At 60.1% G+C, this 26319-nt stretch carries 19 protein-coding genes; 10 read left to right on the top strand and 9 right to left on the bottom strand.

The window, feature by feature from the left end; all coding sequences use genetic code 11:
• Window positions 1–18: 18 nt before the first annotated feature.
• The 4 genes from DWQ09_03485 to DWQ09_03470 form a co-directional block, all read right to left on the bottom strand.
• Window positions 19–1746, bottom strand: coding sequence for a LuxR family transcriptional regulator (locus tag DWQ09_03485; GenBank protein KAA3629327.1), 1728 nt, complete (start codon window positions 1744–1746; stop codon window positions 19–21).
• Between the two features lie 206 nt (window positions 1747–1952).
• Complete coding sequence (locus tag DWQ09_03480; protein ID KAA3629326.1) at window positions 1953–3167, bottom strand: hypothetical protein; 1215 nt, start codon at window positions 3165–3167, stop codon at window positions 1953–1955.
• Window positions 3168–3344: 177 nt separating this feature from the next.
• Window positions 3345–3938 carry a hypothetical protein gene (locus tag DWQ09_03475; protein KAA3629325.1) on the bottom strand — a complete coding sequence of 198 codons (594 nt, stop codon included), beginning with the start codon at window positions 3936–3938 and terminating at the stop codon, window positions 3345–3347.
• A gap of 623 nt (window positions 3939–4561) precedes the next feature.
• On the bottom strand, window positions 4562–5737 hold the full coding sequence (locus tag DWQ09_03470; protein KAA3629834.1) for a mechanosensitive ion channel protein MscS: 1176 nt from the start codon (window positions 5735–5737) through the stop codon (window positions 4562–4564).
• A gap of 206 nt (window positions 5738–5943) precedes the next feature.
• Between DWQ09_03470 and DWQ09_03465 the strand changes: the two genes are divergently transcribed.
• The 5 genes from DWQ09_03465 to pap all read left to right on the top strand — a co-directional run bounded on the left by DWQ09_03465 (window position 5944) and on the right by pap (window position 10953).
• Complete coding sequence (locus tag DWQ09_03465; GenBank protein ID KAA3629324.1) at window positions 5944–6642, top strand: tRNA (guanosine(46)-N7)-methyltransferase TrmB; 699 nt, start codon at window positions 5944–5946, stop codon at window positions 6640–6642.
• 130 nt (window positions 6643–6772) lie between these two features.
• Window positions 6773–7540, top strand: coding sequence for a hypothetical protein (locus tag DWQ09_03460; GenBank protein KAA3629323.1), 768 nt, complete (start codon window positions 6773–6775; stop codon window positions 7538–7540).
• 16 nt (window positions 7541–7556) lie between these two features.
• Entirely contained in the window at window positions 7557–8258 is a 702-nt protein-coding gene (locus DWQ09_03455; GenBank protein ID KAA3629322.1) for an alanyl-tRNA editing protein, read from the top strand.
• A 237-nt stretch (window positions 8259–8495) separates the two neighbouring features.
• On the top strand, window positions 8496–9209 hold the full coding sequence (locus DWQ09_03450; protein KAA3629321.1) for an MBL fold metallo-hydrolase: 714 nt from the start codon (window positions 8496–8498) through the stop codon (window positions 9207–9209).
• A 256-nt stretch (window positions 9210–9465) separates the two neighbouring features.
• Window positions 9466–10953 (top strand): polyphosphate:AMP phosphotransferase, encoded by a 1488-nt coding sequence (gene pap, locus DWQ09_03445; GenBank protein ID KAA3629320.1) that lies wholly within the window; start codon window positions 9466–9468, stop codon window positions 10951–10953.
• 51 nt (window positions 10954–11004) lie between these two features.
• Here pap and DWQ09_03440 read toward each other — a convergent pair whose 3' ends face one another.
• Window positions 11005–11433: a GFA family protein gene (locus DWQ09_03440; GenBank protein KAA3629319.1), complete on the bottom strand. Its 429-nt coding sequence runs from the start codon at window positions 11431–11433 to the stop codon at window positions 11005–11007.
• A 313-nt stretch (window positions 11434–11746) separates the two neighbouring features.
• Window positions 11747–12637, bottom strand: a complete 891-nt coding sequence (locus DWQ09_03435; protein KAA3629318.1) for a LysR family transcriptional regulator — start codon at window positions 12635–12637, stop codon at window positions 11747–11749.
• 303 nt (window positions 12638–12940) lie between these two features.
• Here DWQ09_03435 and DWQ09_03430 point away from each other — a divergent pair, with 303 nt between their 5' ends.
• The 3 genes from DWQ09_03430 (at window position 12941) to DWQ09_03420 (ending at window position 17949) form a co-directional block, all read left to right on the top strand.
• On the top strand, window positions 12941–14809 hold the full coding sequence (locus DWQ09_03430) for an SLC13 family permease (GenBank protein KAA3629317.1): 1869 nt from the start codon (window positions 12941–12943) through the stop codon (window positions 14807–14809).
• A 411-nt stretch (window positions 14810–15220) separates the two neighbouring features.
• Window positions 15221–16099 carry a phosphoribulokinase gene (locus DWQ09_03425; protein KAA3629316.1) on the top strand — a complete coding sequence of 293 codons (879 nt, stop codon included), beginning with the start codon at window positions 15221–15223 and terminating at the stop codon, window positions 16097–16099.
• An 812-nt stretch (window positions 16100–16911) separates the two neighbouring features.
• The gene (locus DWQ09_03420) at window positions 16912–17949 is read left to right on the top strand and encodes an NADP(H)-dependent aldo-keto reductase (GenBank protein ID KAA3629315.1); all 1038 of its coding nucleotides are present in this window, start codon (window positions 16912–16914) and stop codon (window positions 17947–17949) included.
• A 75-nt stretch (window positions 17950–18024) separates the two neighbouring features.
• Here the strand turns inward: DWQ09_03420 and DWQ09_03415 are convergent, their stop codons facing one another.
• Window positions 18025–18648 (bottom strand): VWA domain-containing protein, encoded by a 624-nt coding sequence (locus DWQ09_03415; protein ID KAA3629833.1) that lies wholly within the window; start codon window positions 18646–18648, stop codon window positions 18025–18027.
• A 26-nt stretch (window positions 18649–18674) separates the two neighbouring features.
• The gene (locus DWQ09_03410) at window positions 18675–20177 is read right to left on the bottom strand and encodes a hypothetical protein (protein ID KAA3629314.1); all 1503 of its coding nucleotides are present in this window, start codon (window positions 20175–20177) and stop codon (window positions 18675–18677) included.
• Between the two features lie 202 nt (window positions 20178–20379).
• Here DWQ09_03410 and DWQ09_03405 point away from each other — a divergent pair, with 202 nt between their 5' ends.
• Together DWQ09_03405 and DWQ09_03400 are read left to right on the top strand one after the other, a co-directional pair.
• Complete coding sequence (locus DWQ09_03405; protein KAA3629832.1) at window positions 20380–21063, top strand: deoxyribonuclease V; 684 nt, start codon at window positions 20380–20382, stop codon at window positions 21061–21063.
• Window positions 21064–21255: 192 nt separating this feature from the next.
• Complete coding sequence (locus DWQ09_03400; GenBank protein KAA3629313.1) at window positions 21256–21465, top strand: hypothetical protein; 210 nt, start codon at window positions 21256–21258, stop codon at window positions 21463–21465.
• Window positions 21466–21636: 171 nt separating this feature from the next.
• On the opposite strand, the gene DWQ09_03395 is transcribed toward DWQ09_03400, so the two are convergent.
• Window positions 21637–26034: a hypothetical protein gene (locus DWQ09_03395; GenBank protein ID KAA3629312.1), complete on the bottom strand. Its 4398-nt coding sequence runs from the start codon at window positions 26032–26034 to the stop codon at window positions 21637–21639.
• Window positions 26035–26319 lie beyond the last annotated feature (285 nt).

The following is a 26319-nucleotide window of genomic DNA, read 5'->3' as shown; positions in this document are numbered from 1 at the left end:
AATGATGGTTAATTTTGACTATTCACGGGTTCCGACGAGGTCGTTTGCAAACGCATAGGCGCTCGCCGCTGTTCGTGATGTAACACCGATCTTGGTGAAGATGTTACTGACGTGGCGCGCTACAGTGTGCTCGCTGATATCGAGGTCCGCCGCGATCTGACGGTTGGTCTTCCCCGCGGCGATGAGTGAGAGTACTTGCCTTTCGCGTGAGGTAAGGTCAGCCACGCCGCCCCCCGGTCTCTTGCCACCGCGCAGCTGATCCAATTCCGGACGTGCCCCCAGGCGCCCGAATACCAACGCGGCCGCCTCATAGTGCATGGTGGCCGTATCGAAATCACCAAGTTGTTCGCACGCGCGACCAATCAGAACGCGAACCCGCGCCGACTCGAATGGTGCCTGAAATCTCTGCCACAGGGTCCAAGCCTCACGCAGACTGGCCAGTGCCTGCTGGGGTTCACCGCTGGCCAAGGTGACCGCCCCCTTGGCCTGAGCGGCTATTGCCTGCAGCAACGGCGCTTTCATCTCACTCGCAATCGCGGAAAGCTCCTCTGCGGCCGACCGAGCAGACTCCAGTTCATCGATGGCGAGCATGATCTCCACGAAAGGACCGAGGATCTTGATCTGCTGCGTGCCAGCGCCCGGCCCCTGCTGACTCCCAGCCTCGTTCACCACGCGGCGGATCGACGCGGCTGCCGCCTTCGCATCTCCCTGCGCCAGTCGCAAAAGTGACACACCCGGCTGCGGCTCGAACTCCTTTTTGCCTGCTTCGCGGTAAGCCGTGTCGGCCAGCGCCAACTCCCCGGCGAGACGATGAAGTTCCGCTTGTTGATAAAATGCACGACCTGCCAACTGTTGCTCAGAGTCTCTGGAGAGAAGCTCGCACGCCCGCTCTGCTTCGCTCAGGGCGGCACGCCAATCGCCCTTGAACTGCATCAACTCCGATCGATGAATGAGGCATTGGCCGCGAAATGCAACTAACTCGGGTTGCGACCTGCACCATCTGTCTAGAGCCACGGTCCACTCGTGGGCACGATCAAGATCGTAAATGCGTTCGCAGGTCATAATCACCGCGCAATAGACGATACCCGCCATAATCGGAGTCGCCCGGCCCGACGTCACAGTAACCATAGCCTCATCGAGCAGAACAACACCTTCGTCGGTGTGCCGCATTTGGATCAAAACCTGTCCGTGGCTTAGCAGTGCAGCGGCCAGAAGGTCGGAATCACTGAACCGCTCACCCAAATGCGTTGCTCGTGTAAACTGCGAGCAAGCTTCTTCACTCCGCCCTTTGAACATGGACAAGAGTCCTGAAACCACAAGAAGTAGTCCGCGTTCAGAGCATTCACCTTGCTCCTTGCTGATGAGTCGCTGGCACTTTGACAGCCAGCCGCGGCTTTGAGCGCCATTGCCTCCAAGCAGAAGACAAAGACTCAACCAGAACCCAACTCGGACAGCTCGCAGACAATCGCCCTGTTCCACAAGCGCGTTGTGTGCTCTCGTCCAGGTCGAGATGGCCCTATCGTCTTCGCCGATGAGGTAGGCGGCACGACCGAGCTGTTCGAGATCAGAAGCGACGAGCGGCGATTCGGCATCCGCTGTCGAGAGCAGGTCAAAGGCAACTCTCCATTGACATTGCTTAAATGCCCGTCTCCCCGATTCCAATGCCCGAGACGTTTCCACTAGCGTTTCCTTAAGCTTGGTAGCCCGGATGAAGGCCGCAATCTGGGGGGTTGTGTCGCCGGCCAATTCCCCGGATTTCGCTGCGCTTCATCCGGGCTACGTTCGCCACGAAATCAAATCAGCGGGTGGGACTAAAAGGGGTCGGACTAAAAGGGGTCAGTACCCTTTAATTCGTTCCCTGATAGCGAAACCGCTCGGTTAAAGGGTACTGACCCCTTTTCGGCCTGACCCCTTTTCGGCCTTTTCGCGCGCCGCAGATGCGCTTTGCTCAATCAGCGATCACCCCGCGGGTCATCGGTGCCGGTGTCTCTGCGCCTGAGGCCTTCTTTCTGCATCTGCTTGGCAGCTTCCAGATTGGCGGCCGACGGCGCGCTGTCCGGGTTGGGATTCACCACGATGGATTCACCGGGATTGAGCCGCGGGGCCGGTACGAATCCGCCACCTTCACGCCCTCCCGGGTTGACCCGGTTTACCGCGCCGGGATCAACGCCATCGATCCGGCATTTCCATGGCATGGTATAGCACAGCGTGGCGGTTCCCTGGCCGCTGTCGGAATCGGGGTCGATGGTGCGGTCGAATTGCGGGTCACGCACCGGCGGGTCAGTTTTGTCACCGCCGAGTTCGCGTCCCGGGTGGGTGTATGTGGAGCTCACCCGGCCGCTAGCGTCGCGGGTCTCCTGGGTCTCCTGAACTATGGCGCCGGATTGACCCGAGCGCACATCGTGGGTTCCTGCGGTTCGCACCAGCAGTGTCGAGGTGGAAGAGCCATCGGCACGGGTGTGAGTGCGAGATGAGGAGATGAACTCGCCGGTTTCGGCATCATAGGTGGATCGGGTGTCAACAGTTCCACCCTGACCATCGCTCTTTCTGCCGGTGTAGTAGATGGTGCCGCCTTCATCGTGCCGGGTCATTCCGCCCTGGCTGGCGGCCCCGCTGGCCCAATCTTTTGGGTTTGCCGAGGGAACCAAGGGGTTCTTTCCGCGACCCCGGTTGTTGTCCGGCAGATCCGGTGCATAGCGCCCGAGGGGATTCTCAAAACCCTTCGAGTTCTGCTGCCCGGGCAGTTTGTTCCAGTCGGTACCACCCTTGCTGTTTCTGCCGAGGGTTGAGCCCGGTATGTCGGTAATATTGCCCTGGCGTGCCGGAGCCCCCGGTACTTGTGGAATGGCGTCTTTGGCGCTGCCCAGGCCGCGTGCTGCGTTGTTCTCCGGCAGCTTTCGCAGTGCCGGATTGTCCAGTCTGCCGGGCCCGGTTGCCGAGCCGGGGCCCTGTACGGCAGGCAGGCGAATGCCGGGGTTTTTCGGAATCTGTTCGCTATTGGCTGGCTGCTCGGACGCAGTGGTAGCGGGCTTCTGCGTGATCGCCATGACGGATGGGGCTTTCGTCGGCTTTTTTGTTACTGCCTTCAGGTCGGGATTCGCCCCTGCAGCCGAGGCGTTGATACTGAAAAGTATCGGAATGACCGCTCCGTAGAGTCGCAGCTTCATAGTCCCTCTCCAATTCCTTGACTGTTAAGTTCATAGTGGGTGAGTCGGCCAGGAACGAATTGGGTTCAATCTGATCGCATTTTCCCCACATCAGGTGGTGAGGTTAGCGTAATCCCCTATGAGGGATAAAGGACTATACGCTCAGATTCTGGGCATTGAGCGAGGGAATAACCGGGGTCAGAGCATGTTCCGCACGGTACCCATGCGCATCTCATTGAGGGCCTTCATTATCGACGACAACAGGTTGTAGAGTTGATTCGACTTCTGATCAAAGTTCTGAAAGGCTGTGGTGGCCATCTGTCGGTTGTTGCGAACGGTCTCCTTTATCGACTCGACCTCCTTGATGGCGTTATTCAATTCAGATCGATCCAGGCGCTTGACCTTGGCGGCGACCCTCCGCTTGTTGATCCGCTCGTTCAGGACCTTGGTTTCCGCCCCGAGGCGTTCCATATCGGTCCGTTTCAATGTTCCGCCCTGCGCTTTCCTTGCTAAACCTTCGAGGCGACTGGCCAGTGCCCTCGCGGCGTCGGCGTTCGCCTGCAGCTCGCGCTGAGTAGCTGCAACGCTTGTCCGCTCTTTCTGATTCAGGCCCGCAGGCATCTTGGTGCTGGCGTGCATTTGCATTGCCTTGCCGATCTCGCGCAACTCATAGGCATGGCGCCACAGATCCCGACCAACCTTGTCTATATCAGTCCCGGCCGGTTTCGCTGCCCAGCTCGCAGCAAAGACCATGAAGAGCGTCAAGACGCCGAGTCTTGCCAACACTTTCATTGCAATGACCTTACGTTACTCATGTTGTCACCGGCATGCACTTCAGAGGCGAATCCGCACAGGTTGATATGCGGAAGATGGCCAGCTGACTCCCTGCAGCCTGTTTCCAATGTTCAAAAACCTTATCCCCATCTTTCCGACAGTTCAACAGCTTTTCTGACGCCCAGTGTTGACGTTCCCCTCCCGTCGGCAGCGCCGAGTAGCGCAGCTTGGCTTGGATCAGGCCCGCAGGGGCGAGCCAGGGAGGGCTCGCCTCGCCGTCAGCGCGGGGTGAGGCGGATCAGGCCTGCGATCCAGTGAATCGCAGGCCCGCCGAACGGGTCGATCAGGAGGGTCGACCCCGGGGTTTTGAGCGTAGCAGGGATAGCGAAGCTTAAAACCGCTGTCGGTGTAGCACCAAGCCAAGCGAGCAACGCAGGGAACCACTCGCAGAGGAGCGCAGCCGTTGGGTGTCCTTTCTTTTGGTAACTTTTGGATCCAGGCCGTCCATGGTCTAGACCTTTCAGGCGCACTAAAGTGCGCCCAATTTCGTTCCCGACGAAATTGTCTTTGGACAAGCAAAGAAAAGTTACCCGGCCGCGGGGGCGGACTCCCCGCATTCAATCACCGTGGCGTAGCCACACCTAATCCCCCTTCTGCCCCACCAAATGCACATCCCGCTGCGGAAACGGAATCCTGATCCCGGCCTCCTTGAAACGCCGCCAGATCCCCAGATTCACTTCCGAACGCACATTGGCAATGCCGTTCTCGGGATCCGCGATCCACACCCGCAACTCCAGCAAGATTCCGTTGTCACCGAACTCCATCAGACGCACCACCGGCAGAGGATCTTGAAGCACCCGCGCGGAATCCTGCGCCGCATCCAGCAATAACTGCATCGCCTGTTCCGGATCATCGCCGTAGCTGATCTGAACCGGGCAGCGCACACGTATGTTGCGATCACTGTAGCTCCAGTTGATCACCTCGTTGGAGATGAAGGTCTCGTTGGGGATCAAGGTCTCCACGCCATCGCGATTGCGCACCACCAGATAACGCGCACGCAGCTCCAACACCCAGCCGAAGGTGTTACCCACGGTAATGATGTCACCGGGGCGAATGGAGCGATCGAAAATCAGAATGAATCCACTGATGAAATTGCTGGCAATGCGTTGCAGACCGAACCCGAGCCCGACACCCACAGCACCGCCAAAGACTGCGAACGCAGTCAAATTGATGCCAGCGGCCTCCACCGTCATCAGCGCGGCCACGGTCACCAGAATGAATTTGACGAACTTGGAGACACCAACCTTCAAGGTCGGACTCAAGGTCTGCGAGCGCGCCAGACGCTGTTCCACCATCTTGGCCAGCCACAGGGCGGCGGTGAAGAGGAAGACGAGGAACATCACCACCTTGATACTCGCCAGCGCGGTGATGCGCACCGACCCCACCTGGAATCCGAGTCCGTCCAGCGCCTTGGTGACGGGGTCCAGCCAATTGAGCAGGTGCAACGCGACCACGACCCAGATCGTAAACGCGATGAGGTTCTCCCATGCCTTGAGTGCGGGCGAGGGCGCAAAACTCTTGCGCAGCATGTAGATCACGACACGGACCGCGGCGAGCGACAGCATCAGCGGTACGGCAATATCCAGCAACGCGGTGGGCAAACCCAAAGCACTGGTCACCGCACGCCCGAGCAATGCCACCCCGAGCAACACCAGCGGAAACGCGAGGCGCTGCAAACTGCGCCGGGTCAGCTTGCGCAATCCCACTCCGGCCGCCTCACCACGAAAGCGCCCACCCAGCCAGCGGTGCACCAGCATCGCTACGGTACCCGCCACGACCAGCAACCCCACCTGCAGCCAGAACTGCGGCTCCTCGATTCCGCCGAATTCAGCCCTCAGTTTGTGAAACAGTGAATCGATTTGATCCAATGTGGGTTTCCTCGCAACCGGACAGACGGTTTTTTGTATGGCGTACGTTCACTACAATAGCACCTCCCCACCGGCCCGCCGAACCCCAACCGCTCATGACCGATCGCCCCGACAGCGCTGCAGCGCAACGCCGTATCCGCAGTTTCGTACGCCGTGAGGGGCGCATGACCGACGCCCAGCGTGCCGCGCTGGAGACGCTGTGGCCGCGCTACGGGATCGATCCCGATTCGGGTCCGCTCGATTTCACGGCCTGGTTCGGGCGTAACGCCCCCGTACACCTGGAAATCGGCTTCGGCATGGGCCAGAGTCTGGCGCACATGGCGGCGGAGAACAGCGCGGCGAACTATCTGGGTATCGAGGTCTACCGTCCCGGCGTGGGCCATCTGCTGCGCGAACTGAAGGAACGCGCCATCGATAACGTGAGAGTCATCTGCGCCGACGCCGTCGAGGTGCTGGAGCGCAACATCCTCCCTGACAGCCTCGCGGCGGTGTATCTCTTTTTCCCCGATCCCTGGCCCAAGAAACGCCACCACAAACGGCGCATCGTGCAACCCGAGTGGGTGCGTCTGGTGCATTCGCGCCTCGCGCGAGGTGGTCGCTTGCACATGGCCACCGACTGGGAAGATTACGCCGAACAGATGCGCGCGGTGATGGCTGCGGCGCAGGGGTTTCACAACCTCGGCGATGCTGACGGCTATGCCCAACGACCCGACTATCGACCTGAGACCAAATTCGAGCGCCGCGGGCTGCGCCTGGGACACGGGGTATGGGACCTGATTTACGCGAAGGCGTGATCGATACCCGGCAGCGCCGGGGGTTACCGGTGCGGCGCAAACGCGCTGGTGGATACTCTTCGCCCGCAGCAACCGTTACGATGGGCGCCCGACCCGATGGCCAACCCCACTGCTACCGATTGAGCCCGATTTGGAATTCCTCGATCCCCAGGTTCTGATCATTCTGATGGCGCTATCGTTTGCGGCGGGTTTTATCGACGCCGTAGCCGGCGGCGGCGGCGCGATCCTGCTCCCGGCGCTGCTTACCGCGGGGATACCCGGCCATCTTGCGCTGGGCACCAACAAACTCGCCGCCACCTTCGGCTCCACCACCGCGGCGCTGACCTATGTCCGCAAGGGACTGTTCCGCCCGCCACTGTGGAAAGCGGCGATGATAGGCACCTTTGTCGGTGCCTGCACCGGCACCTTGACGACGTTTCTCTTTTCCTCCGACGAGTTGGACAGACTGCTGCCACCGCTCATCGTCGCGGCGGCCATCTGGCTGCTGATACAACGTCGCCGCGGCGCCATCGAGAATCCCGTGCGTTTCCAACCGCCCAGCCGTTCGAGCGGAGCACTCGGCGGCACCCTCGGTTTCTACGACGGGTTCTTCGGTCCGGGCACCGGCAGCTTCTGGACTACACTGCTAATGAACCTCTACCCGGTGGGCATCGTCGAGGCATCGGGCGCGGCGCGCTTCATGAACTGGATCAGCAACGCCGTCTCCATGCTCACCTTCATGGCCCTGGGCAGCGTGCGTTACGAGGTGGGGATTCCGCTGGGACTGACGCTGATGATCGGTGCCTGGCTCGGTGCGCATTCGGCGATTCGTTTCGGCGGCCGCTTTATCCGCCCCGTCCTGATCCTGGTGACACTCGCCCTTGCCGGGCGGCTGATCTGGGTGGAGTGGCTGCAATAAACGACGAGAGTGAGCGATGACTGAAGAACTGTTCCGTGAAGACGCCTACCAACGCGAGTGCGAGGCTCTCATCACCGCCGCCGACGAGCGCGGCATACGACTCGATCGCACCGTTTTCTACCCGCAGGGCGGTGGGCAGCCGGGCGATCAAGGTATTCTGCGAATGAGCGATGGACGCGAGATCGTCATCATCGATACCCGCAAGGGCGAAGACGACATCCTGCACATTTCGGCCCCGGGCAGCCCAATGCCGAAAGTCGGATCGCCGGTCACCGCCATGCTCGACTGGTCGGTGCGCTATCCACGCATGCGCATGCACACCTGCCTGCATCTGTTGAGCGCCGTGCTGCCCTATCCGGTGACCGGCGGTTCGGTGCGCGACGACAGCGGCCGCCTCGACTTCGATCTGCCCGAGAGCCCCGACAAAGAGCAAGCGAGCGCCGAACTCAACCGCCTGATCACCGCCGACCGCCCCGTCACCTACCGCTGGATCAGCGACGCTGAACTCGATGCGCAGCCCGACCTGGTCAAGACCCTGTCGGTGCAACCGCCGCGCGGACAGGGCCAGGTGCGCCTGGTGGACATCGCCGATACCGATCTGCAGCCCTGCGGCGGCACCCACGTGGCGCGCACCGGCGAGATCGGACGCGTGCGCATCAGCAAGATCGAGAAAAAGGGGCGCCAGAACCGCCGCGTGAATATCGTTTTCGACCCGTAGGAGCAGCGGAAGCCGCGAATATCGCCTGGCAGAATAGATCCTTTGCGGCTTGGTGAGAGGACATCATTGGTAGCTGTTTCAATAAAACCTGTCCCTCTCGCCAAGCCGCCAAGGGCGCGAGGGGCGCCAAGAACGGCCTATAATTTCTTACTCTTTCTTTGCGAACTTGGCGTCTTAGCGCGAAACAGAGCCCCATAGAAAATCGCGGCTTCCGCCGCTCCTACCGTCAAGCAACCCATGGAGAACACCATGACCCAACCCCGCCACCACATCCATGCGCTCGAACTCGGCCCGATGGAAAATTTCGTCTACATCATCCACGATCAGGCCAGCGGCCGCGCCGCAGTGGTCGATCCGGCGTGGGATGTGCCCGAGGTTTTGAAGCTGGCGGCGGCGCAGAACATACGCATCAGCGACATCCTGCTCACCCACAGCCATCACGACCACGTCAACGGCATCGAGGAACTGTTGAGCGCGACCGACGCGCAGCTTCATCTCCTCAAGGCCGAGGCCGATTTCTGGGGCGCCGAACTGCCGCGCCCCAAATTGCACCACGGCGGTGACCGGATCATCCTCGGCGAGACCACCATCGATATTCTGCATACACCCGGCCACACCCCCGGCTCGGCGTGTTACCTGGTGGATGGCGATCTGGTTTCCGGCGATACGCTGTTCGTGTTCGGCTGCGGGCGCTGCGATCTCAGCGGCGGCAATCCCGAACAGATGTACGACACGCTGCGCCATCTGCGTGACGATCTGCCGGAAGGCACGATCATCCGCCCCGGTCACAACTACGCGGTCAAAGAGACTTCGACCATGGCCGAGCAGCGCGAGGGCAATCCCTTTATGCACTTTCACGACGTGGATGCCTTCGTCCACTACCGCATGCACGAGCACGACCGCATCCGCAACAGCCCCTACGGTCCGGTGCCGGCCGGCAAGCTCGCGTAGGAGCGGCGGAAGCCGCGAATGAATTGAGTCGAATCTCTCGTAAAGACGCCAAGGCCAGCTCGCTAGTTTCCTTGATTCATCCTTAGCGAACCCGGTGTCTCTACCGCTTTGCGCAAACCAGTAATCAACCAATATTCGCCGCTGCCGCCGCTCCTGCCACAACCGCCTTTCAACGGCGACGGTGGCGCCAGAGGCATTTCGCATTCCCCACCGCTCGCTGTATGCTCGACAGCACTCCTCACAATCGGGATGTACCATGTTCGAAGTCGCCGAGTTGGGCCACAAGGTCGCCAAGAAGGAGTACCACGAGCGGGTTCCCGCACTGCGTACCGAACTGCTGGTGGCACAGCAGGCGCTGCGCAAGGCCGATTTTCCCGTCCTGATTCTGGTATCCGGCGCCGATGGCGCGGGCAAAGGTTCCACGGTCAATCTGATCAACGAGTGGCTCGACCCGCGCTATGTGCGCACCTATGCTTTCGGACCACCCACCGACGAAGAGCGCGAACGCCCGCCTTATTGGCGCTACTGGAGCGCGCTGCCCGCCAAAGGGCGTATCGGTTTGTACGTCGGCTCCTGGTACAGCGATCCCATCGCCCACCGGGTGCGTAGCGATTACACCGACGCCGAATTCGACACCGCACTCGCCCGCATCAATGCCTTTGAAAAGACCCTGGTCGACGACGGCGCGCTGATCATCAAGTTCTGGCTGCACCTCAGCAAACGGGAACAGAAGAAACGGCTGCAACGCCTGGAGGAGGATCCCGAAACCCGCTGGCGCGTAAGCAAACAGGACTGGGAACAACTGAAGATCTACGACCGCTTCGTGCACATTGCCGAGCACACATTGCGCGCCACCAGCACCGGCGAGGCGTCGTGGACCATCGTCGAGGGTTCGGACGCGCGCTATCGCAATCTCACGGTCGGTCAGTGCATCCTTGACCGCATCAACCATCGGCTGACGGAAAACATCCAACGCGACCCGCCGCAACCGCATCTGCTGCCCATCGCCGCGCCCGCGCCGGGAACCGAGCCGGTGAGTGTCCTGCAAGCGGTGGACCTGAAGAAAACGCTCGGCAAGGACGCCTACAAGACGCAGCTCAAAACCCTGCAATCACGACTGGGCAAGCTGTCACGCAAGGCGCTGACGAAAAAGGTCTCCAGCATGGTGATGCTGGAAGGTTGGGATGCCGCCGGCAAAGGCGGTTTGATTCGACGCATGACCGCGGCCATGGACGCGCGCGTCTATCAGGTCATCCCCGTAGCCGCCCCGACCGATGAAGAGACGGCCCACCACTATCTGTGGCGCTTCTGGCGGCACATCCCTCGCGCCGGGCATGTCACTATCTATGATCGCAGCTGGTACGGACGGGTGCTGGTCGAGCGCATCGAAGGCTATACCCACCAGCAGGACTGGATGCGCGCCTATACCGAGATCTGCGACTTCGAGGAACAGCTGACCCGCCATGGCATCGTGATCGTAAAGTTCTGGGTGCATATCGATCGCGAGGAGCAGCTGGCGCGTTTCAAGGCCCGTGAACAGACGCCGCACAAGCAGCACAAGATCACCGAAGAGGATTACCGCAACCGCGAGAAGTGGAAAGCGTACGAGCACGCGGTCAACGACATGATCGAGCGCACCAGCACCGATTACGCACCCTGGACCATCATCGCCGGCAACGACAAAAAGTACGCCCGTGTTCAGGCGCTCGAAGTGTTCTGTGACAGATTGGAAAAGGCGCTGTAGTCACTTCTGCGACGATTGCTTCCACCCGCTCGACTTTAAACGGTCAGTCGGTTACTGCTTCACCTGCGCGCTGTCGCGCCCCTCCGTATACTGCGGCAGTCCGTCGTTTATCACCGCCCAGTTCGCGCCGTAGGCGACGAAGATGTGGGCGTCCGGCTGTATTGGAATCGTTCCATCTACCGTGCCCAGCGCGATCTCGATGACATCTTCAGGGGCTTTGGGACTGAAAAACATCAAGCTCGAACCACAATGACCGCAGAACGTGCGGGTCGTGCCGTTACCCGCCGTATACCCTTTAAGTAGATGCTCTCCCGCAATCCAGCGAAACTTTGCGCGCGGCACGCTGGCATAGGTGGCGTAGGCTGCGCCGTGGAATTTACGACACATCGAGCAATGGCAATGGGCGACATGGGGTAGAAATTCGTCAAACTCGAATTTAACTCCGCCGCACAGGCAGCAACCGCGGTACGGATTGGGCATATTTGGTCCTCTGGCGCCAATTAACGTTCCGCATCGGCTCGCTAGCGCCGACCTCGCGCGGAACCGGTTGTCAGGTCCCCGTTTCCCCTTCTCACTTCGTTGCTGAAACAAGAGAGGAAGACAAAGAAGCGAAAAGGGGAGAATTGTTCTTCTTGTTAATGGCCTGGCTATTATGTCCCCGCTGCACCACGTGATGCGGACACTTCACAATCGCCATGCCCCCATTCCTGGCAGTACATGACCCCTTGTCACAGCCTATGTCATCAACAGACTACCCACCCAATTCGTAAAAGTTAACCCGCCCATTCTTCAATCAAACATACTCACGCAGCAACTGTATGAACGCATCGGCCACCGGATGATCGAGACTGGCGCGATTGCGCACGATCCACAGCGTTCGCACCACCTTGAACTGACTGACCCGAATAGGGTGCAACTCGCCCTGCGCCAGGGCCTCGTCGACCAGAAATCGCGGCAGAAAACTGACGTGCCGATTGTGCGCGAGGATCTCCATGATCGCACCAGAGGAACTGACCTCCATGGCGACCGGCAACGGCTCGATGTTGTTGGTACGTAGCGCCTGATCAAGGCTGTCCCGCAACCCGGAGCTGTCTTCCCGCAGTGCGAAGCTCAGCGAATGGAGCTGGTTCACCGCGATCTCGTTGACGCTCGCCAGCGGATGCCCTTTGCCGCAGACCAGGATCAGTTCGTCTTCTTTCCACTTCTGGACCAGGATTTCGGGATGCTCGGGAGCGGTTTCAACCAGCGCCAGGTCGGCGAGATCGGTCACCAGGCGCGTTTGAATCGCGCGGCTGTAACCGAGGCTGAGGCGAATCTTGTACTCGGGGAAGCGTTCCGAAAACCCCACCAGTATCCGCGGCAGTAGATGCTCGCCAATGGTGAAGGTCGATTCCAGGCGCAGCTGGCGAATACCGGAGCTGGTGGTTTTGAGATCCGTGATCAGCGCCTGCTGACGATCGAGCGTCTCGGCGGCAAGCGCATAGACCTTGCGGCCCGCCGGCGTGAGCGAGAGGCGACCACCGCGCCGCTCCAGCAGTGGGACCCCGTAGCATGCCTCCAATGCCTGTAACCGCTTGGTAACCGCAGGCTGCCCGACGTTGAGGGATTTTGCCGCCTCGCTGACACCACCGCGCTCCACCACCTCGCGTAGCGCTGCCCAGTGATCCAGGCCCGGGAGTCGCATTAATATTTCTCCGGCATATTCTTAATCAGAATTTCAGAATAAATTTATTCATTGGACATCGCCAGAGGCACGCTTCTATAGTCACAGCCCATCAGGGACGAATCCGCGCAGTAGAAACAACACAGCTACGCGCTGGAATACGGGCGGCCTCTACCCTTTTGGGTATTCTTCTTCAGAATATTTTCGATTGGAATATCCCAGTGGGGCGGATCATGCTCACGGTCCAGGGGACCGGATACGCCAATAACTGACATCTGTTGCCCGCCGCAGACCGCGCTGGGGGGATCTGGGAGAACGCTGTATATGGCCGAGACCGGCGCGCTGACCATGGAAATGATCGCCGTTCTGGCGATACTCGGATTCACCGTTTTCCTATTTGTCTCTGAAATCGTCCGCGTCGATGTTGCCGCCATCCTCATTATGGTGCTGATCGGCCTGACCAGCCTGATACCAGGTTACGATGGATTGATCTCCGCCGAGCACCTGTTCGACGGATTCGCCACCAACGCAGTCATCTCGATCATCGCCGTCATGATTATCGGCGCCGGGCTCGATAAAACCGGCCTGATGAGCCTGCTGGCCGCCAAAATCCTCAAGATCGGCGGCACCACCGAAAAGCGCATCATTCCGCTGATCTCGAGCACCGTGGGCTTCATCTCCAGCTTTATGCAGAACGTTGGCGCAGCGGCACTGTTCCTGCCGGTGGTCCACCGTATCTCGGTGCGCACCGGCCTGCCCATGTCGCGGCTGCTGATGCCGATGGGCTTTTGCGCCATTCTCGGCGGTACGGTGACCATGATCGGTTCCAGCCCGCTGATTCTGCTCAACGATCTCATCCTGACCTCCAACCGCGCGCTGCCGGCCAACGTGGAGAAGATGCAGACCTTCGAGCTGTTCGCAGTGACGCCGATCGGTATCGCGCTGCTCGCCACCGGCATCCTTTACTTTGTCATTGCCGGTCGCTTCGTACTGCCCGCCATACCGTCCGAGGGCACCGCCAGCCGCCGCGACAGCACCCTCGAATACCTGCAGAAGACCTACGGACTGCGCGGCGACCTGTTCGAAGCGGTCGTACCCGCCTCCAGCGAGCTGGTCGGAAAGACCGTGCAGGAACTTGAGCAGTTGAGCGGCTGGCGGCTGTTGCTGGTGGGCATGAAGGGCGGCAACAAAACCCTGCTCTCGCCGGCGCGCGATGTCGAGACCATCGCCGGCGCCGAACTGGCGCTGATCGGTTCGTCCGATGCCATTCAGGAACTCGTCGACAAATACGGTCTGCGGCTGCGCCGCTCGCTGACCACCTTTGCCGAATCGCTCACCCCCAGCAAGGCGGGCATCGCGGAGATCGTTATTCCACCCGGATCGGCGCATATCGGCACCAGCATGAGCGAACTGCGCATGCGCAAGACCTATGGCACCACGGTACTGGCCGTACACCGCGGTGGCGAGACGCTGAGCACAGGGCTGCGCGATCTGCAGTTTCAGGCCGGCGACACCCTTATCGCGCACATCACCTGGGAAGATCTCGGGCGTCTGGCGAAGGATCGTAATTTCGTCGTCGTAACCACCGGCTACCCACACGAGGAACTGCGCCCGCACAAGGTGAGTTGGGCCGTGCTCTTTTTTGCCATCGCCCTGACCCTGGTGCTGTTCACCGATTTGCGGCTCTCCATCGCCCTGCTGGTAGGTGCCATGGGCATGGTGGTGAGCGGCGTCCTCACCATCGACGAGGCGTACCGCTCGGTGAGCTGGCAGACCGTATTTCTGCTTGCCAGTCTGATTCCGCTGGGTCTGGCGGTTGAGGAGACCGGTACCGCCGCGTGGGTGGCACGACAGACGCTGGAGATCGTCGGTGATGTACCCACATGGGTACTGCAGGCGGTAATCGCGGTACTGGCCACGGGATTCACATTGGTGATGTCCAACGTGGGTGCCACGGTGTTATTGGTTCCGTTGGCGGTGAACATCGCGCTGGGTGCAGGCGCTGATCCAGCCCTGTTCGCTCTCACGGTTGCACTGGCAACATCCAACTCCTTCCTGATCCCCACCCACCAGGTCAATGCACTGATCATGGGTCCGGCAGGCTACCGGGTCGCAGATTTCATGCGTGCCGGCGGTGTCATGACCGTGTTATTCCTGATCGTCATGATCGCGATGCTGAACCTGGTGTTCTGACACACCGCTCCCGGCACGATCGGAGAGTCTGAGCACGATCTGCACCTGTGCTCGCCGGACACTGAAGCGATCGACTCTTGCTTATCGAGACGATAAATTCTCCTCGATTGACCGCTCAAGACAATTAGCTTTAATTTATTGTTAGTGGATTAATCATAAAGATTACCGATGGGCATATAGCAGATTGTGAATGCTCTTTCGATCTCTGATCTGCTACAAAATTGACCTATCTGCAGCGCTGGCAACAGCATCCTCCGACCCACAGGTAGAGCGCGTATCGGGACAGCAGCGGCGGGCAGGGGGAAGATGAATCGTACTATCGGGCCGGGCGTTGTCCTCTCCGGCAGTCTCGAAAGCGTACCTGCACCCGCCATTGGCGCAAGGCGGGCCCTGTAACTGTGGAGATACTCTATGTCGTCCAAGCATCCGATCATCGCCATTACCGGTTCATCCGGTGCCGGCACCAGCACCGTCAAGGTGGCTTTTGAACACATCTTCTATCGCGAAGGCGTCAATGCCGCGGTACTCGAGGGCGATAGCTTTCACCGCTTCAACCGCGCCGAGATGAAAGAGGCGGTAGCGATTGCTCATAAAGACTGCGTTCCGCTGAGTCACTTCGGACCGCGCGCCAATCTGCTCGAAGAGCTGGAGAGCCTGTTCCACAACTACGGTGAGACCGGCACCGGCAAACGCCGCTATTACCTGCACAACAAGGAAGAGGCCGCCCCCTGGAATCAGGAGCCGGGCACTTTTACGCCTTGGGAAGATCTGCCGGAGAACACCGACCTGCTGTTCTACGAAGGGCTGCACGGCGGCGTGGTGTGCGAGAACGTCAACGTCGCCCAGTGGGTGGATCTGCTGGTGGGCGTGGTGCCGATCGTGAATCTGGAGTGGATTCAGAAGATCCATCGCGACACGGCGGCGCGCGGCTATTCCGCGGAGGCGGTGACCGATACCATTCTGCGCCGCATGCACGATTACGTTCACTACATCACGCCGCAGTTCTCGCGCAGCGACATCAACTTCCAGCGCGTACCCACGGTCGATACCTCCAACCCCTTCATCGCCCGCGATATCCCGACACCCGACGAGAGCTTCGTGGTAATCCGTTTCCGCGACCCGAAATCGCTGGATGTGGATTTCCCGAATCTGCTGTCGATGATCCACGACTCGTTCATGTCACGTCGCAATACGATTGTGGTTCCTGGTGGCAAGATGGGGTTCGCCATGGAACTGGTCTTTGCACCCCTCATCGAGTCGCTGCTGAAGAAACGGCAAGCAGCAATCTGATGTAGACGTTTGATCGACTTTTTGTTTGTCGGGGGCCCGGTAGCGATATCGGGCCTCTTTTGTTTGTTGGGATATGTGCGGCTGCACCGCAGTGTTATTGAATGCGGGTTCTCGCACCCGCAGGGCGAGGTACTTTTGTTTCGGCAAAAGTACCCAAAACCATTGTCCCGGCGAACGCGCCGCCCGTTGGGCGGTTCCCTGCGCTTCTCGCCAACGGGGGGCTCGCCAGAAGGGCCGTCCTGGCCCTACTGGCGAGGGCGTGCATCCGTGCACGCCCCCTCACGGGCCTGATCCCCGTTGACTGCGATGCTCGGCGCTGCCGAACGGGACGGGCAGGTCAAAGGCAAAAAGGACAAAACCCAAACTCTCGGGGTGACAACTCGATGTGCCCGATCGTTCTGCCGTGGGGGTGTTGACGTTAGCCTCCCGTCGGCAGCGCCGAGTAGCGCAGGGCTGTGAGGTCAAGGCCCGCAGGGGCGAGCCAGGGATGGCGAAGCTTTCATCGCCAGCACAGGAAGTGCTGTCGATGAAACCCCTCACAGACCGAGCAACGCAGGGAACCGGCAAAGCCGGCGCGGCCGTTGGGCGCACTTTCTTTCGTCTCTTTCTTTGGGCGAGCAAAGAAAGGGACCTGCGCTGCGGGCGCGGAACCCCGCCCTAAATTAATCGTGGCGCAGCCACACAAAAACTATACCGGGTTCGGGGGCGGACTCCCGATTTAACATACCGCGGCGCAGCCGCACCCTCAATTCACCCTGTCTATACTTGCCCTTGCCACTCACCTTAGCGCCGCACAGGAAGACATCGTACCCATGCGCTACACCACGCTCGGCCGCACCGACATCAAAGTCAGCCGCATCTGTCTCGGCACCATGACCTGGGGCCAGCAGAACAGCGAAAGCGAAGCCCACGCGCAACTCGACCGGGCCCTCGCGGCGGGCATCAACTTCATCGACACCGCCGAGCTCTATCCGGTGCCGCCCAAAGCGGAAACCCAGGGACGCACCGAAGCCTACATCGGCAGTTGGCTGCAGCAACGCGGCTGTCGCGATCAGGTGGTATTGGCCAGCAAGGTCACCGGTCCCGCGGAACGCGCGCAACACATCCGCACCAACCTGCGGCTGGATCGGCACAACATCGAAGCGGCCATCGATACCAGCCTCCAGCGCTTACGGACCGACTATCTCGACCTCTACCAACTGCACTGGCCCGACCGACCCGCCAACTATTTCGGTCAGTTGGGCTACACCCACAGCGCAGACGAACAGCCAATCCCCATCGAGGAGACGCTAACCGTGATGGGCGATCTGGTGCGCGCCGGGAAAGTTCGTCAGGTGGGCATCTCCAACGAAACACCGTGGGGTGCGATGGAGTACCTGCGCGTAGCCAAAGAGCTCGACCTTCCGCGCATCGTCACCATTCAGAATCCGTACAACCTGCTCAACCGGAGTTTTGAAATCGGACTGGCAGAGATCGCACACCGCGAAGATGTCGGTTTGATGGCCTACTCACCACTGGCCTTCGGCATGCTGTCGGGCAAGTATGCGGCTGGGGCAAAACCGGCCGGTGCGCGCTTGACGTTATGGAGCTACTTTGATCGCTACGCCAATCCACAAGCTTTGGCGGCCGCCGAAGCCTACGTCAATCTGGCCCGCACCCATGGACTCAGCCCTGCGCAAATGGCGTTGGCCTACGTGAACAGCCGCCCCTTCCTCACGGCCAATATCATCGGGGCCACCGATCTCGCACAGCTTGAGGAAAATATCGCGAGCGATGAGATCACCTTGTCGGAAGAGCTTTTGGCTGGGATCGACGCAATCCAAAAAGAGCATCCCAATCCCGCGCCGTAAGCAATAAGGAAAGCCGCCACCTCCGAATCGGCGTGGCGGCTTCCACGCTCTACTATCCCGGCAGCAACATCCCGGTCAACCGGCGATCAGCGGGTCCAACCGTTCCAGATCGTTGATGACACGCCATCTGCCCCCCGCGCTTTCGACACGCTTGCGCCAGTTCTCCAGGCGATTGAGGTAGTCGCGCGGATCGAAGTTATCGCTGCGCAGTTTGGTGACATTGACCGCGACGACATCAAAACCATCCACCGGTATCTTGAAATCGCGCACATACCCCTTGGCCAGATCCTCCTCCAGATCGGAGAAAATCAACACCGTCTTACGGCCGGTTCCGGCTTCGTTGAGGTATTCCACCGCCTGCAGCAATCCCCCCGACACATCGGTGTGCGGGCTGCCCTTTCTCAGACCTTTTACAAACTCGTCGATGGTCTGCTGAAAGGCGCGCTTCTGTTGATTGGTCACCGACGGTCGTGAATCGAAGGTGATCCTGGCGACGATATCCTTCTCGCTGAAACTACCGGTATCGATACGCGCGACGGCGAACGAGTCCCCGGGATGCAGGTTGGCCAGTACGTAATTGATGATCTGCTGCGCCTTGGCGATCTCCTGTGTGTAGGTGCCCGAAGTATCGATCAGCATGTAGTAGCCGCGTGCGTGCGATGCCGGCTCCGAGCAGCCACCGAGCCACAGCACCAGCATTGCCAGCAGATAGGGACGCATCGGCCTCATGGCGACACCTCGCGCGCGCGCGCCGCGCTTTCGGTGAAGACGCCGCTGTCGGTCAGCGCCTTGTGGATGGTCTGATGCAAACCACTGCGCGCGGGTTCCGCTGTCCTGGTCCCCGATTTGCGGATGACGTCCTCCAACCACAAGGGTGCGAAGATGACCAGATCATAAATTCGCACCAGCATACGCGCACCCTGCCAGGCAAGATTGCCGATCAGGCGCAATGCCGCGGCTATCAGGCGCAGCACACCCACCGCCACCATACCGAGCACGGTACGCGAAGCATGAACGAACGATTCCAGCGGAATGGCGACAAAGATCAGGGCGAAGGGCAAAACAAATCCCATCACCATCTGTCCGACAGTGGGAATCCAGCGATTGTCCGCCGCCACCATCGCCGCACCACCGGCCAACGATTGGCGCAGCGCTTCGACGTCAGCCGCGATCAAATCACGCATATAGGCCAGCGCAGACTCGACGCTGGCGAGCGTAAAGAGGATGGCAAAGGTAATCCAGATCATGCGCACCCGCAGGCGGTCATCCAGCGCGCCGATCACAGGGAACAGGCGTGTGACCCGCAGCGACTCCATCAAAAAGAGCCCCATGGCCACCTCGACCAGAATGATAACCATGGCTGCGACATCGGCGGTGCGAAACGCACCGATATAGCTCGCGCCTCCCACCATCTCCTGCATCGGATAAGCGATGAGATTGAAGTTGATCACGGCACCACCGATCGCCACCAGCAGCACAAATGCGGAGATAACGAACTGGGTGAACGAGGACGAGGCCAGGGTGCGCAGGGCGCGATCCGTACCCTGGGTCATCTCCTCATACTCAGCCAGTTGCTTGTCGACATGCTGCGTGCGTTCGAGCAGCCGATTGATGCTCTTTTCAGTGCTGTCGAGCGTCTGCGCCAGCCTGCGCCAGTATGGCATCATGCGCGCCAGCAGGCGATGGCGCTCTTTTCCCGATTGGCGATACGCGGAGATCGCCTGGCCATGTGATTTTTCAAATGAGCGATGAATGTCCTCGAGCACCTCCGCCACGCGTGGTTCACTGACCGACTGGATCTTCGCAACGGCTTCGATGGCATCTACCCAGCCCGGAATCTCCGGCGCTATCTCAGCGGTACCACGGTAATCCTCATCGATAGCAGTCACCTGCTCCATCACCTTGCGATGCATCGCAGGATAGCCGGCCAGATCGCGTTGGGTGGTCGCTTCGATGCGGCGAAACTCGCGTTCGATGAGCCGCTCTGCCGACTCACGTCCGGCGGCGAGCAATACCTCGCGATTGCGCAATTCCAAGCGCTCGCGGGCCAGACTCACAGAGCGGGACGCGACTCGCAACGCATTATGAATGACCTTGCCGAGACCCATCATCGCCTGATGAACGGGATTGCGTGCCATGTAGAGCAAGACGATGGCGACCAGCGCCCATACGATTGCCGACAACCCCGGCTGATTGGGCCAGATCATAAACATTCCATTTGCGTTCATTCATTGTCCTCCTGCGAAAACACGCGCTGCAGCGCAGCGCTCTGCCTCGCTGTTGTGTCCTATTGGTATTGGACGCCCGCTTTCACGGCGGGTCTGTCGACCGGTTCACACTGAAAGCGGGCCTGGTGCGGGTATTTGGTGGGTTCATTGCGGGTGGATTCGCCGCATCGCTTGCGGCACCATCGTCGCTACCATGAAACCACTGTTTGCTCATTCTTGGAACGTCACGCCCAAAGAGGCAATCGCGATTCAGCAGGAGCTTCGGGAGCAGGTGGTATGCCAAGGCGCATTGACCAACATCCGTACCGCTGCCGGTATCGATGTGGGTTTCCCGGGCGGTCGCGGTGTGACGCGCGCCGCGGTTGTCGTGTTGCATTACCCTGAACTGGCACTCAGCAACCAGGCCATCGCCGAACTGCCGACCCGCTTTCCCTACGTGCCCGGTCTGTTATCGTTTCGTGAGGTGCCTGCAGTTTTGGCCGCCCTCGAACAACTGCAAGATCCGCCTGATCTGTTGCTTTGTGACGGTCAGGGCATCGCTCACCCACGCCGTTTCGGTATCGCCTGTCATCTTGGCGTGCTCACCGGCATACCCAGCATTGGTGTTGCCAAGAGTCGACTGGTTGGTTGCCACGACCCGGTACCCGACACACGGGGTGCGTGGGTACCGTTGCTGGACAGTGGGCAGACGATCGGTGCGGTGCTGCGCACTCGCCCGGGCGTCAAACCGCTCTACGTCTCTCCGGGACATCGCATCGACCTGAGCTCGTCAATTCGCTGGGTCATGGCCTGCACGACACGCTATCGCTTACCAGAGACCACCCGTCAGGCCCATCATCTGGCCTCGCATCCGCGTGCAACGCACAAGCAACCGGCACGCCGCTAAGCCCGGCGCAGGATTTTGAGATGGGTTCTAGACAAGGCATCGCTTAACCATGGCTCGAAACGGCCGATAACGGGCTTAGGAGAGCGCTATCGAGACAGGATGCCCTACCAGTATTGAAACGGGCCTCAAAATCGCCACGACCGGTCCAGTGATGGGCGGGATCTGGGCTAAGACCTGTATAGGAGGTGAACCATGGTGATCGTCTTCGATATGCGCACCGGCGAAGTGATTGAACAGTCGGTACTCGACACCGACGCGGCAATGGCAGATTCGCGCAAACGAGCAGAGTCACCCCGCGTCAGCGCCGCGTTACAATGGGTGGAACACGACCAAGCACATCCGGCCACGCGGGTATTGCCCGCCGTTTTACCGGGCTGCTATTTCGATGAAAGCGGTGATTGAACGGCGGGTCGTTCGGCAGCGTTCCCACCAAGCCATCCACAAAAATGCGGTCTGGGATTCAACGAACTCGCGTCCCAGACCGCAATGGCTTTGAGGGTGCCAAAAAACGGGCAGAAACTTGGAGCCTATCTCAAAATCCGGCGCGTGCTGCGTTGAGCCCCAGAGGTCCCCTTACTCCTCGCGCACCAGGCGGAAACCCAGATTGTCGAGGCGAGTATCGAGGGTAAAGCGTTCCCGGTTCACCGAGCGCAGCGCTTTGCTCGAACTGGCAAACGATCCACCGCGCACCACCCGCTCGGTACATTCTCCAGTCTCCCAGGCACTGCCATCTGCGGGTGCGCCTTCATAACTCGCGTGATAGCAATCGCGCGTCCACTCCGCCACATTGCCCGCCGTATCGTGGATTCCAAACGGGTTGGCGCGAAAACTGCCGACAGGCGCCGGCTGTAGTCCATCCCACTGGCTGCCGCAGTTAAAGCAATTCGCGTTGCTGATGCCCACCGCGCTGCCCCACCAATAGGAGCCCTTCTGTCCCGCCCGAGCGGCGTACTCCCACTCTGCCTCGGTGGGCAGACGATAGCGGTGCCCGGTCTGCTCGCTCAGCCAGGCGGCGTACACGCGCGCGTCGTTCCATGAGACATTGACAACAGGGTGCTTGCCACGTCCGCGACCCTGATCATCGGGAGCTTCCCGCCCCGTCGCCTGGGCAAACAATTCATAATCTTCAAAAGTGATCTCATTCTGGCCAATGGCAAAGGCGTCAATATTGACCGTATGCTGGGGTCTGACCGTGATATCGGAGGCCGTATCATCTCCCATCACAAAATCGCCCGCTGGGATGCGCACCATGACCGGCGCCAAACCACCGCCGCGCAGCGGATCCTGAACAGTGTCGCCGCGAATCGTTTCGGTAGAGCGCCGCACGGGCGGTGGTGCTTGCACCGGTGCCGGCGCCTGCACGGGTGCCGGTTTGGCTTGCGGTTTGGGCGCAGCCGCGGATTGCGAACCAGCCGGCTGCGGAGCTGCCGGTTTGGCACTGGATTGCGCTGGAGCGGGGGACACCGGCGCACTGGCGGATGGCGGGGCTACTTCAGGCGCGGGAGATATCCCCAAGATCGACATCAACTGATCCTTGAAAACAAACGCCGTCACACCACCCACTGTAAGCAGTACCAGAAAGAGAATTAAACCTGTGCTGCCCTTTTTCTCCTGCGGCTTATGGCGCCCGGTGACCGTTTGTGTGGCGCGTATGCGCTCAGCCCCCAACGTCACCTCACGCTCCGAGCGGCTAGAAGCATCCTGAAAGTTCGACTTTGCCACCACCGGTAGCGGTGCCGCGACCGCATCTTTCGCCATGAATCGATTGGTTTCCAATTCGAGACGGCGCTGTATCTCCTGCTCAGTCTCGGAGCGCACCCGCTGCAGGTCGGTTTGTGCGCTGCGCACCTGATCGTTGGATTTCTGGATCGCCTCCACAGCCTCGCGCCGCGCCCGGGCAACCTCTTGTTCGGCCTGCTTGCGCGACTGCCACGCATCCTCCTTCTCGCTCTCGGCCTCTTTGACCAGACGCCGCAGGCGCTCCATCTCTTGCGCCATACGCTGGATGCGATCTTCGTGCGTCTTGCGTGTGCTATCTGCCTCTTCGGTGATTCGCCCGACCTGATTGAGCTCCTCCTCCATGCGGGCAAGAACGGTCTGATACTCCTGAATCTGGCCCTCCAGCTCCTGTTGGCGCTGATCGTTGGTGGAGAACACTTTGTTGGCGCGCTCCTCGGCCTCGAGACGCGCTCTTTCAGCCTCTTCGCGCACCGCTTGCGCAGACTCAAGGCGCTGTTGGTACTGGGCGATCTCCTTCTGTAAACGATCGAGCTCAGCCTTCAGTTCCCGATCGCGATCCTTACGTTCATTGTGGGCCTGCTCCGCGGCCGCTTCTGCGGTCTGGCGAGCCTGCTGAGCTTCGTCTCGCTCTGCAACAGCCTGATCTCTGGCCTGGCGCAGCGCTGCAGTCTCGGCCCTGAGCTGTTCGAGTTCGCTGTCGCGCCGCTCGCGCTCGCTTCGCTCCTGCTCCAACTGATCCTGGGCTTTGGCCAATTTCGTTTCAGCGCCCTCCTTGTCCATCAGCGCTTTGGTTACCGTGCGCTGAGTGAAATCCAGTTCCTCCTGTGTCCGTTTCTGATCGGCTACCGCCTGCTCGGCAAGCTCCGTTGCCCGCTGTTGCTCCTCACTCGCTGTCTGTTTCTCGTTCTCAGCTTGTTGAGCCTTTGCACGCAATGCCTCGACGTCACTACGCAACTGCTCCAACTGCTGTGCGGCCACCTGCCCCTGCTCCAGCTCTCCGGCCAACTGCTTGACCTGCGCCTCCAGCTGAACACGAACCGCATCTGTGGACTGCTGCTGCTTCTGCGCGTCGACCAGGCGCCCATCCAGCGTGGCCAGCTCCGCACTCTGTTGAGTCAGGGCAGCCTGCAGACTCTCCACCTGCTGCTCCAACTCCCGCTGCCCGGCGGTAGCGTTTTTCAACGCTTCGGTTTCACGCCTGGCTTCGGTGAGCCGGTCGTTGAGTTCCGCCAACTCGCCACTTTGACGTTCCTTTGTACTCCGCAACTGGCCTTCCAGCTCATTGCGCTCCGAGCGCAACTTCTCCGTCAGCTCATCGGTGGTACGCTGCCCGCTCTGGGCCTGCGCCTCGGCCTGGTCTCGCGCACGCCGCACCTCATTGAGTTGGCGTTCCAGATCCTCCCGATCGCGCTGGTGGCGCGCTATCTCTTCACCGAGCTTCCTTTCCCACTCGGTGGATTGGGCTTTTTGCTCCTGACGCAGCTTCTCCATCGCGTCACGCGTTTCGTCGTTTTCGCGGCGTGCACTGCTCCTCTCGCTCTCCAGGACACGCAGTTTTTCATTCAACGCATCCAGGTCGACGCGGTTGCGGGCCCGCTCGGCATCGAGTCGCTGCTGCAACTCCTCAGCCGCACTCTTGCCTGAGCTCTGCTGCTTGACCAACGCCACCTCGAGACGTTGATTCTCCTGCAGCATCTCCTCCAACTGCTGATTGATACGGTGCAGATCCTCTTCAGCACGCTGCAGCTCCTGCTGCAGCAGCATGTTGGAGGCCTGTGCCTCTTGCAGGATTTTTGTAGTGCGCTGCTGCTCCTCTGATGCGGACCCCATGGCTTTCGCGGGGGTATTCGCAGCCGCAGGCGCTGCCGCTTTTGCTGGCGCCGTCTCCGGGCCTTTGTGCTTGACACGCCGTGCCTGTTCCAACGCCTCGCGTGCACGCGCCAGCACATCCTGCGTAGTCGTCGTACTCTTGGTTGACTCGGGCTTCGCCGTGCTCACCGGTTTCCCCGGTACCGGGGTCGGCTTGGCGGGAGGGCTCGTCGCTTTCTTTGGATCTGACCGCTTGGCCTCTTCCTTTTTGGATTCAACACGCTTGTTCTCGGCGTCCTTGGCTCCCTGCCTGACAATCTGCGACGAGATCATCTCGATTCCGGCACGATTGGCATCTTCTTTATTGTCTGAAACCAAAAACACTTCCGGCGGCAGACTCATCAGGCCACCACCTAAAACATAGGCATCGAATCCCTGTTCGCTCATCAGAAAGGCGGCGGTGGAACTGCGCCGACCGGTATCGCAATAAATTACGTAACTGCGGCGTTTATCGAGCTGCTTGAGTTGCAAACGCAAGGTCGGCAAAGGAATGTTGATCGCATCCGAGATATGCGAATTGGCGTACTCGTCGGGCAGGCGTACATCCAACCAGGCCGCCCCATCACTGACCAACACCTCGGATTTGTAGTAGTCGACGATATTGTGCAGCGGATCGGAGATGAGTTTGACGAAGTCCTTTTTGGCCAGTCGCATCAAGACGCCATCCGTCAACATACGCACCGTGGCGTTACGATTCTCCTCCGAAACCAACGCCTCCTCGCCAAAGGACTCCCCTGCCGGCAGCTCGGCCAACTTCACCTCGGGTGCATCGGGACGCGGCTGTCGTAGCACCTGACAGCGGCCGCTGCGGATGTAATAGTAGTAATCGCCCTCTTCGCCCTGGCGGATGATGGTGTCGCCTTCGCTGACCTCCATGTCCTCCATCAACATCATTATCTTCTGGATATTGGCCGGCGGCAGCTTGAGGAACAGGCGATTCTGGAGCATGCGCGTCATCCAGTCGCTGGAACTGTCCTGATTGATCTCGCCGACCTCCACGGAGGACTGCTGCCAGGTGAGCACCATGTCGACCAGGTTGGTTTCGACCTGAATACAGGTAACGGCGCTGCGTGCCACCGCGTCGACCTGACGTGGTTGATGCTGCCCGATAGGGTGCCTTGCGGTTTCGGAGCCGGCCTCGACGTGCACCGATTGGCCTCCGGCGACAAGATCGATGTCGCCCGAGAGAAGATAGAGTGTGTTTCCGTCCCGCTGATTCTTTTTGAACAGGTAGTCGCCGGGTTTGTATTCCGCCAGAACCGCCTTCTTGGCGATCTGACGCAGGCTGTTTTCGGCTAGTGCGCTAATGGGGACGAACCGCTTGAGCAGCCCCTCTTCGACAATAGCCTTTGGTTCACCCATGGATAACGACCCTTATAAGCGCGAATAACGGTGATCGAGGGCGTTACTCAGACACACCCGCGGTGTGCCACCCCACTCGCGCGGCATTGATTTCTTGCGTGGCATCGCGCAAACCGCAATTCGCCCCGAGGATGCTCCTGAATTTTCCGCACTACCGCCAGCTTTTCATTTTTTACCGCAGCGGCAGGCCCTCACTGTGACGAATTCCTAACTTTTACAGGATTCTAGGTGACTTTTCTAGAAATGACACCCAATCCACCCAAGCGCTCGAATGGCTGGTTTGTC

Source organism: Pseudomonadota bacterium, assembly GCA_008501635.1.
GTDB lineage: Bacteria > Pseudomonadota > Gammaproteobacteria > QQUJ01 > QQUJ01 > QQUJ01.
Note: the sequence above shows the minus strand (reverse complement) of the source record. Positions and strands in the feature narration are given on the sequence as shown.

Excerpts from the sequence above, each read along its gene's own strand:
- DWQ09_03480 (KAA3629326.1), bottom strand. The coding sequence starts at position 3,167 with ATGAAGCTGCGACTCTACGGAGCGGTCATTCCGATACTTTTCAGTATC.
- DWQ09_03475 (KAA3629325.1), bottom strand. The coding sequence starts at position 3,938 with ATGAAAGTGTTGGCAAGACTCGGCGTCTTGACGCTCTTCATGGTCTTT.
- DWQ09_03470 (KAA3629834.1), bottom strand. The coding sequence starts at position 5,737 with ATGCTGGTGCACCGCTGGCTGGGTGGGCGCTTTCGTGGTGAGGCGGCC.
- DWQ09_03465 (KAA3629324.1), top strand. The coding sequence starts at position 5,944 with ATGACCGATCGCCCCGACAGCGCTGCAGCGCAACGCCGTATCCGCAGT.
- DWQ09_03455 (KAA3629322.1), top strand. The coding sequence starts at position 7,557 with ATGACTGAAGAACTGTTCCGTGAAGACGCCTACCAACGCGAGTGCGAG.
- DWQ09_03450 (KAA3629321.1), top strand. The coding sequence starts at position 8,496 with ATGGAGAACACCATGACCCAACCCCGCCACCACATCCATGCGCTCGAA.
- pap (KAA3629320.1), top strand. The coding sequence starts at position 9,466 with ATGTTCGAAGTCGCCGAGTTGGGCCACAAGGTCGCCAAGAAGGAGTAC.
- DWQ09_03440 (KAA3629319.1), bottom strand. The coding sequence starts at position 11,433 with ATGCCCAATCCGTACCGCGGTTGCTGCCTGTGCGGCGGAGTTAAATTC.
- DWQ09_03435 (KAA3629318.1), bottom strand. The coding sequence starts at position 12,637 with ATGCGACTCCCGGGCCTGGATCACTGGGCAGCGCTACGCGAGGTGGTG.
- DWQ09_03430 (KAA3629317.1), top strand. The coding sequence starts at position 12,941 with ATGGCCGAGACCGGCGCGCTGACCATGGAAATGATCGCCGTTCTGGCG.
- DWQ09_03425 (KAA3629316.1), top strand. The coding sequence starts at position 15,221 with ATGTCGTCCAAGCATCCGATCATCGCCATTACCGGTTCATCCGGTGCC.
- DWQ09_03420 (KAA3629315.1), top strand. The coding sequence starts at position 16,912 with ATGCGCTACACCACGCTCGGCCGCACCGACATCAAAGTCAGCCGCATC.
- DWQ09_03415 (KAA3629833.1), bottom strand. The coding sequence starts at position 18,648 with ATGCTGGTGCTGTGGCTCGGTGGCTGCTCGGAGCCGGCATCGCACGCA.
- DWQ09_03410 (KAA3629314.1), bottom strand. The coding sequence starts at position 20,177 with ATGAACGCAAATGGAATGTTTATGATCTGGCCCAATCAGCCGGGGTTG.
- DWQ09_03400 (KAA3629313.1), top strand. The coding sequence starts at position 21,256 with ATGGTGATCGTCTTCGATATGCGCACCGGCGAAGTGATTGAACAGTCG.
- DWQ09_03395 (KAA3629312.1), bottom strand. The coding sequence starts at position 26,034 with ATGGGTGAACCAAAGGCTATTGTCGAAGAGGGGCTGCTCAAGCGGTTC.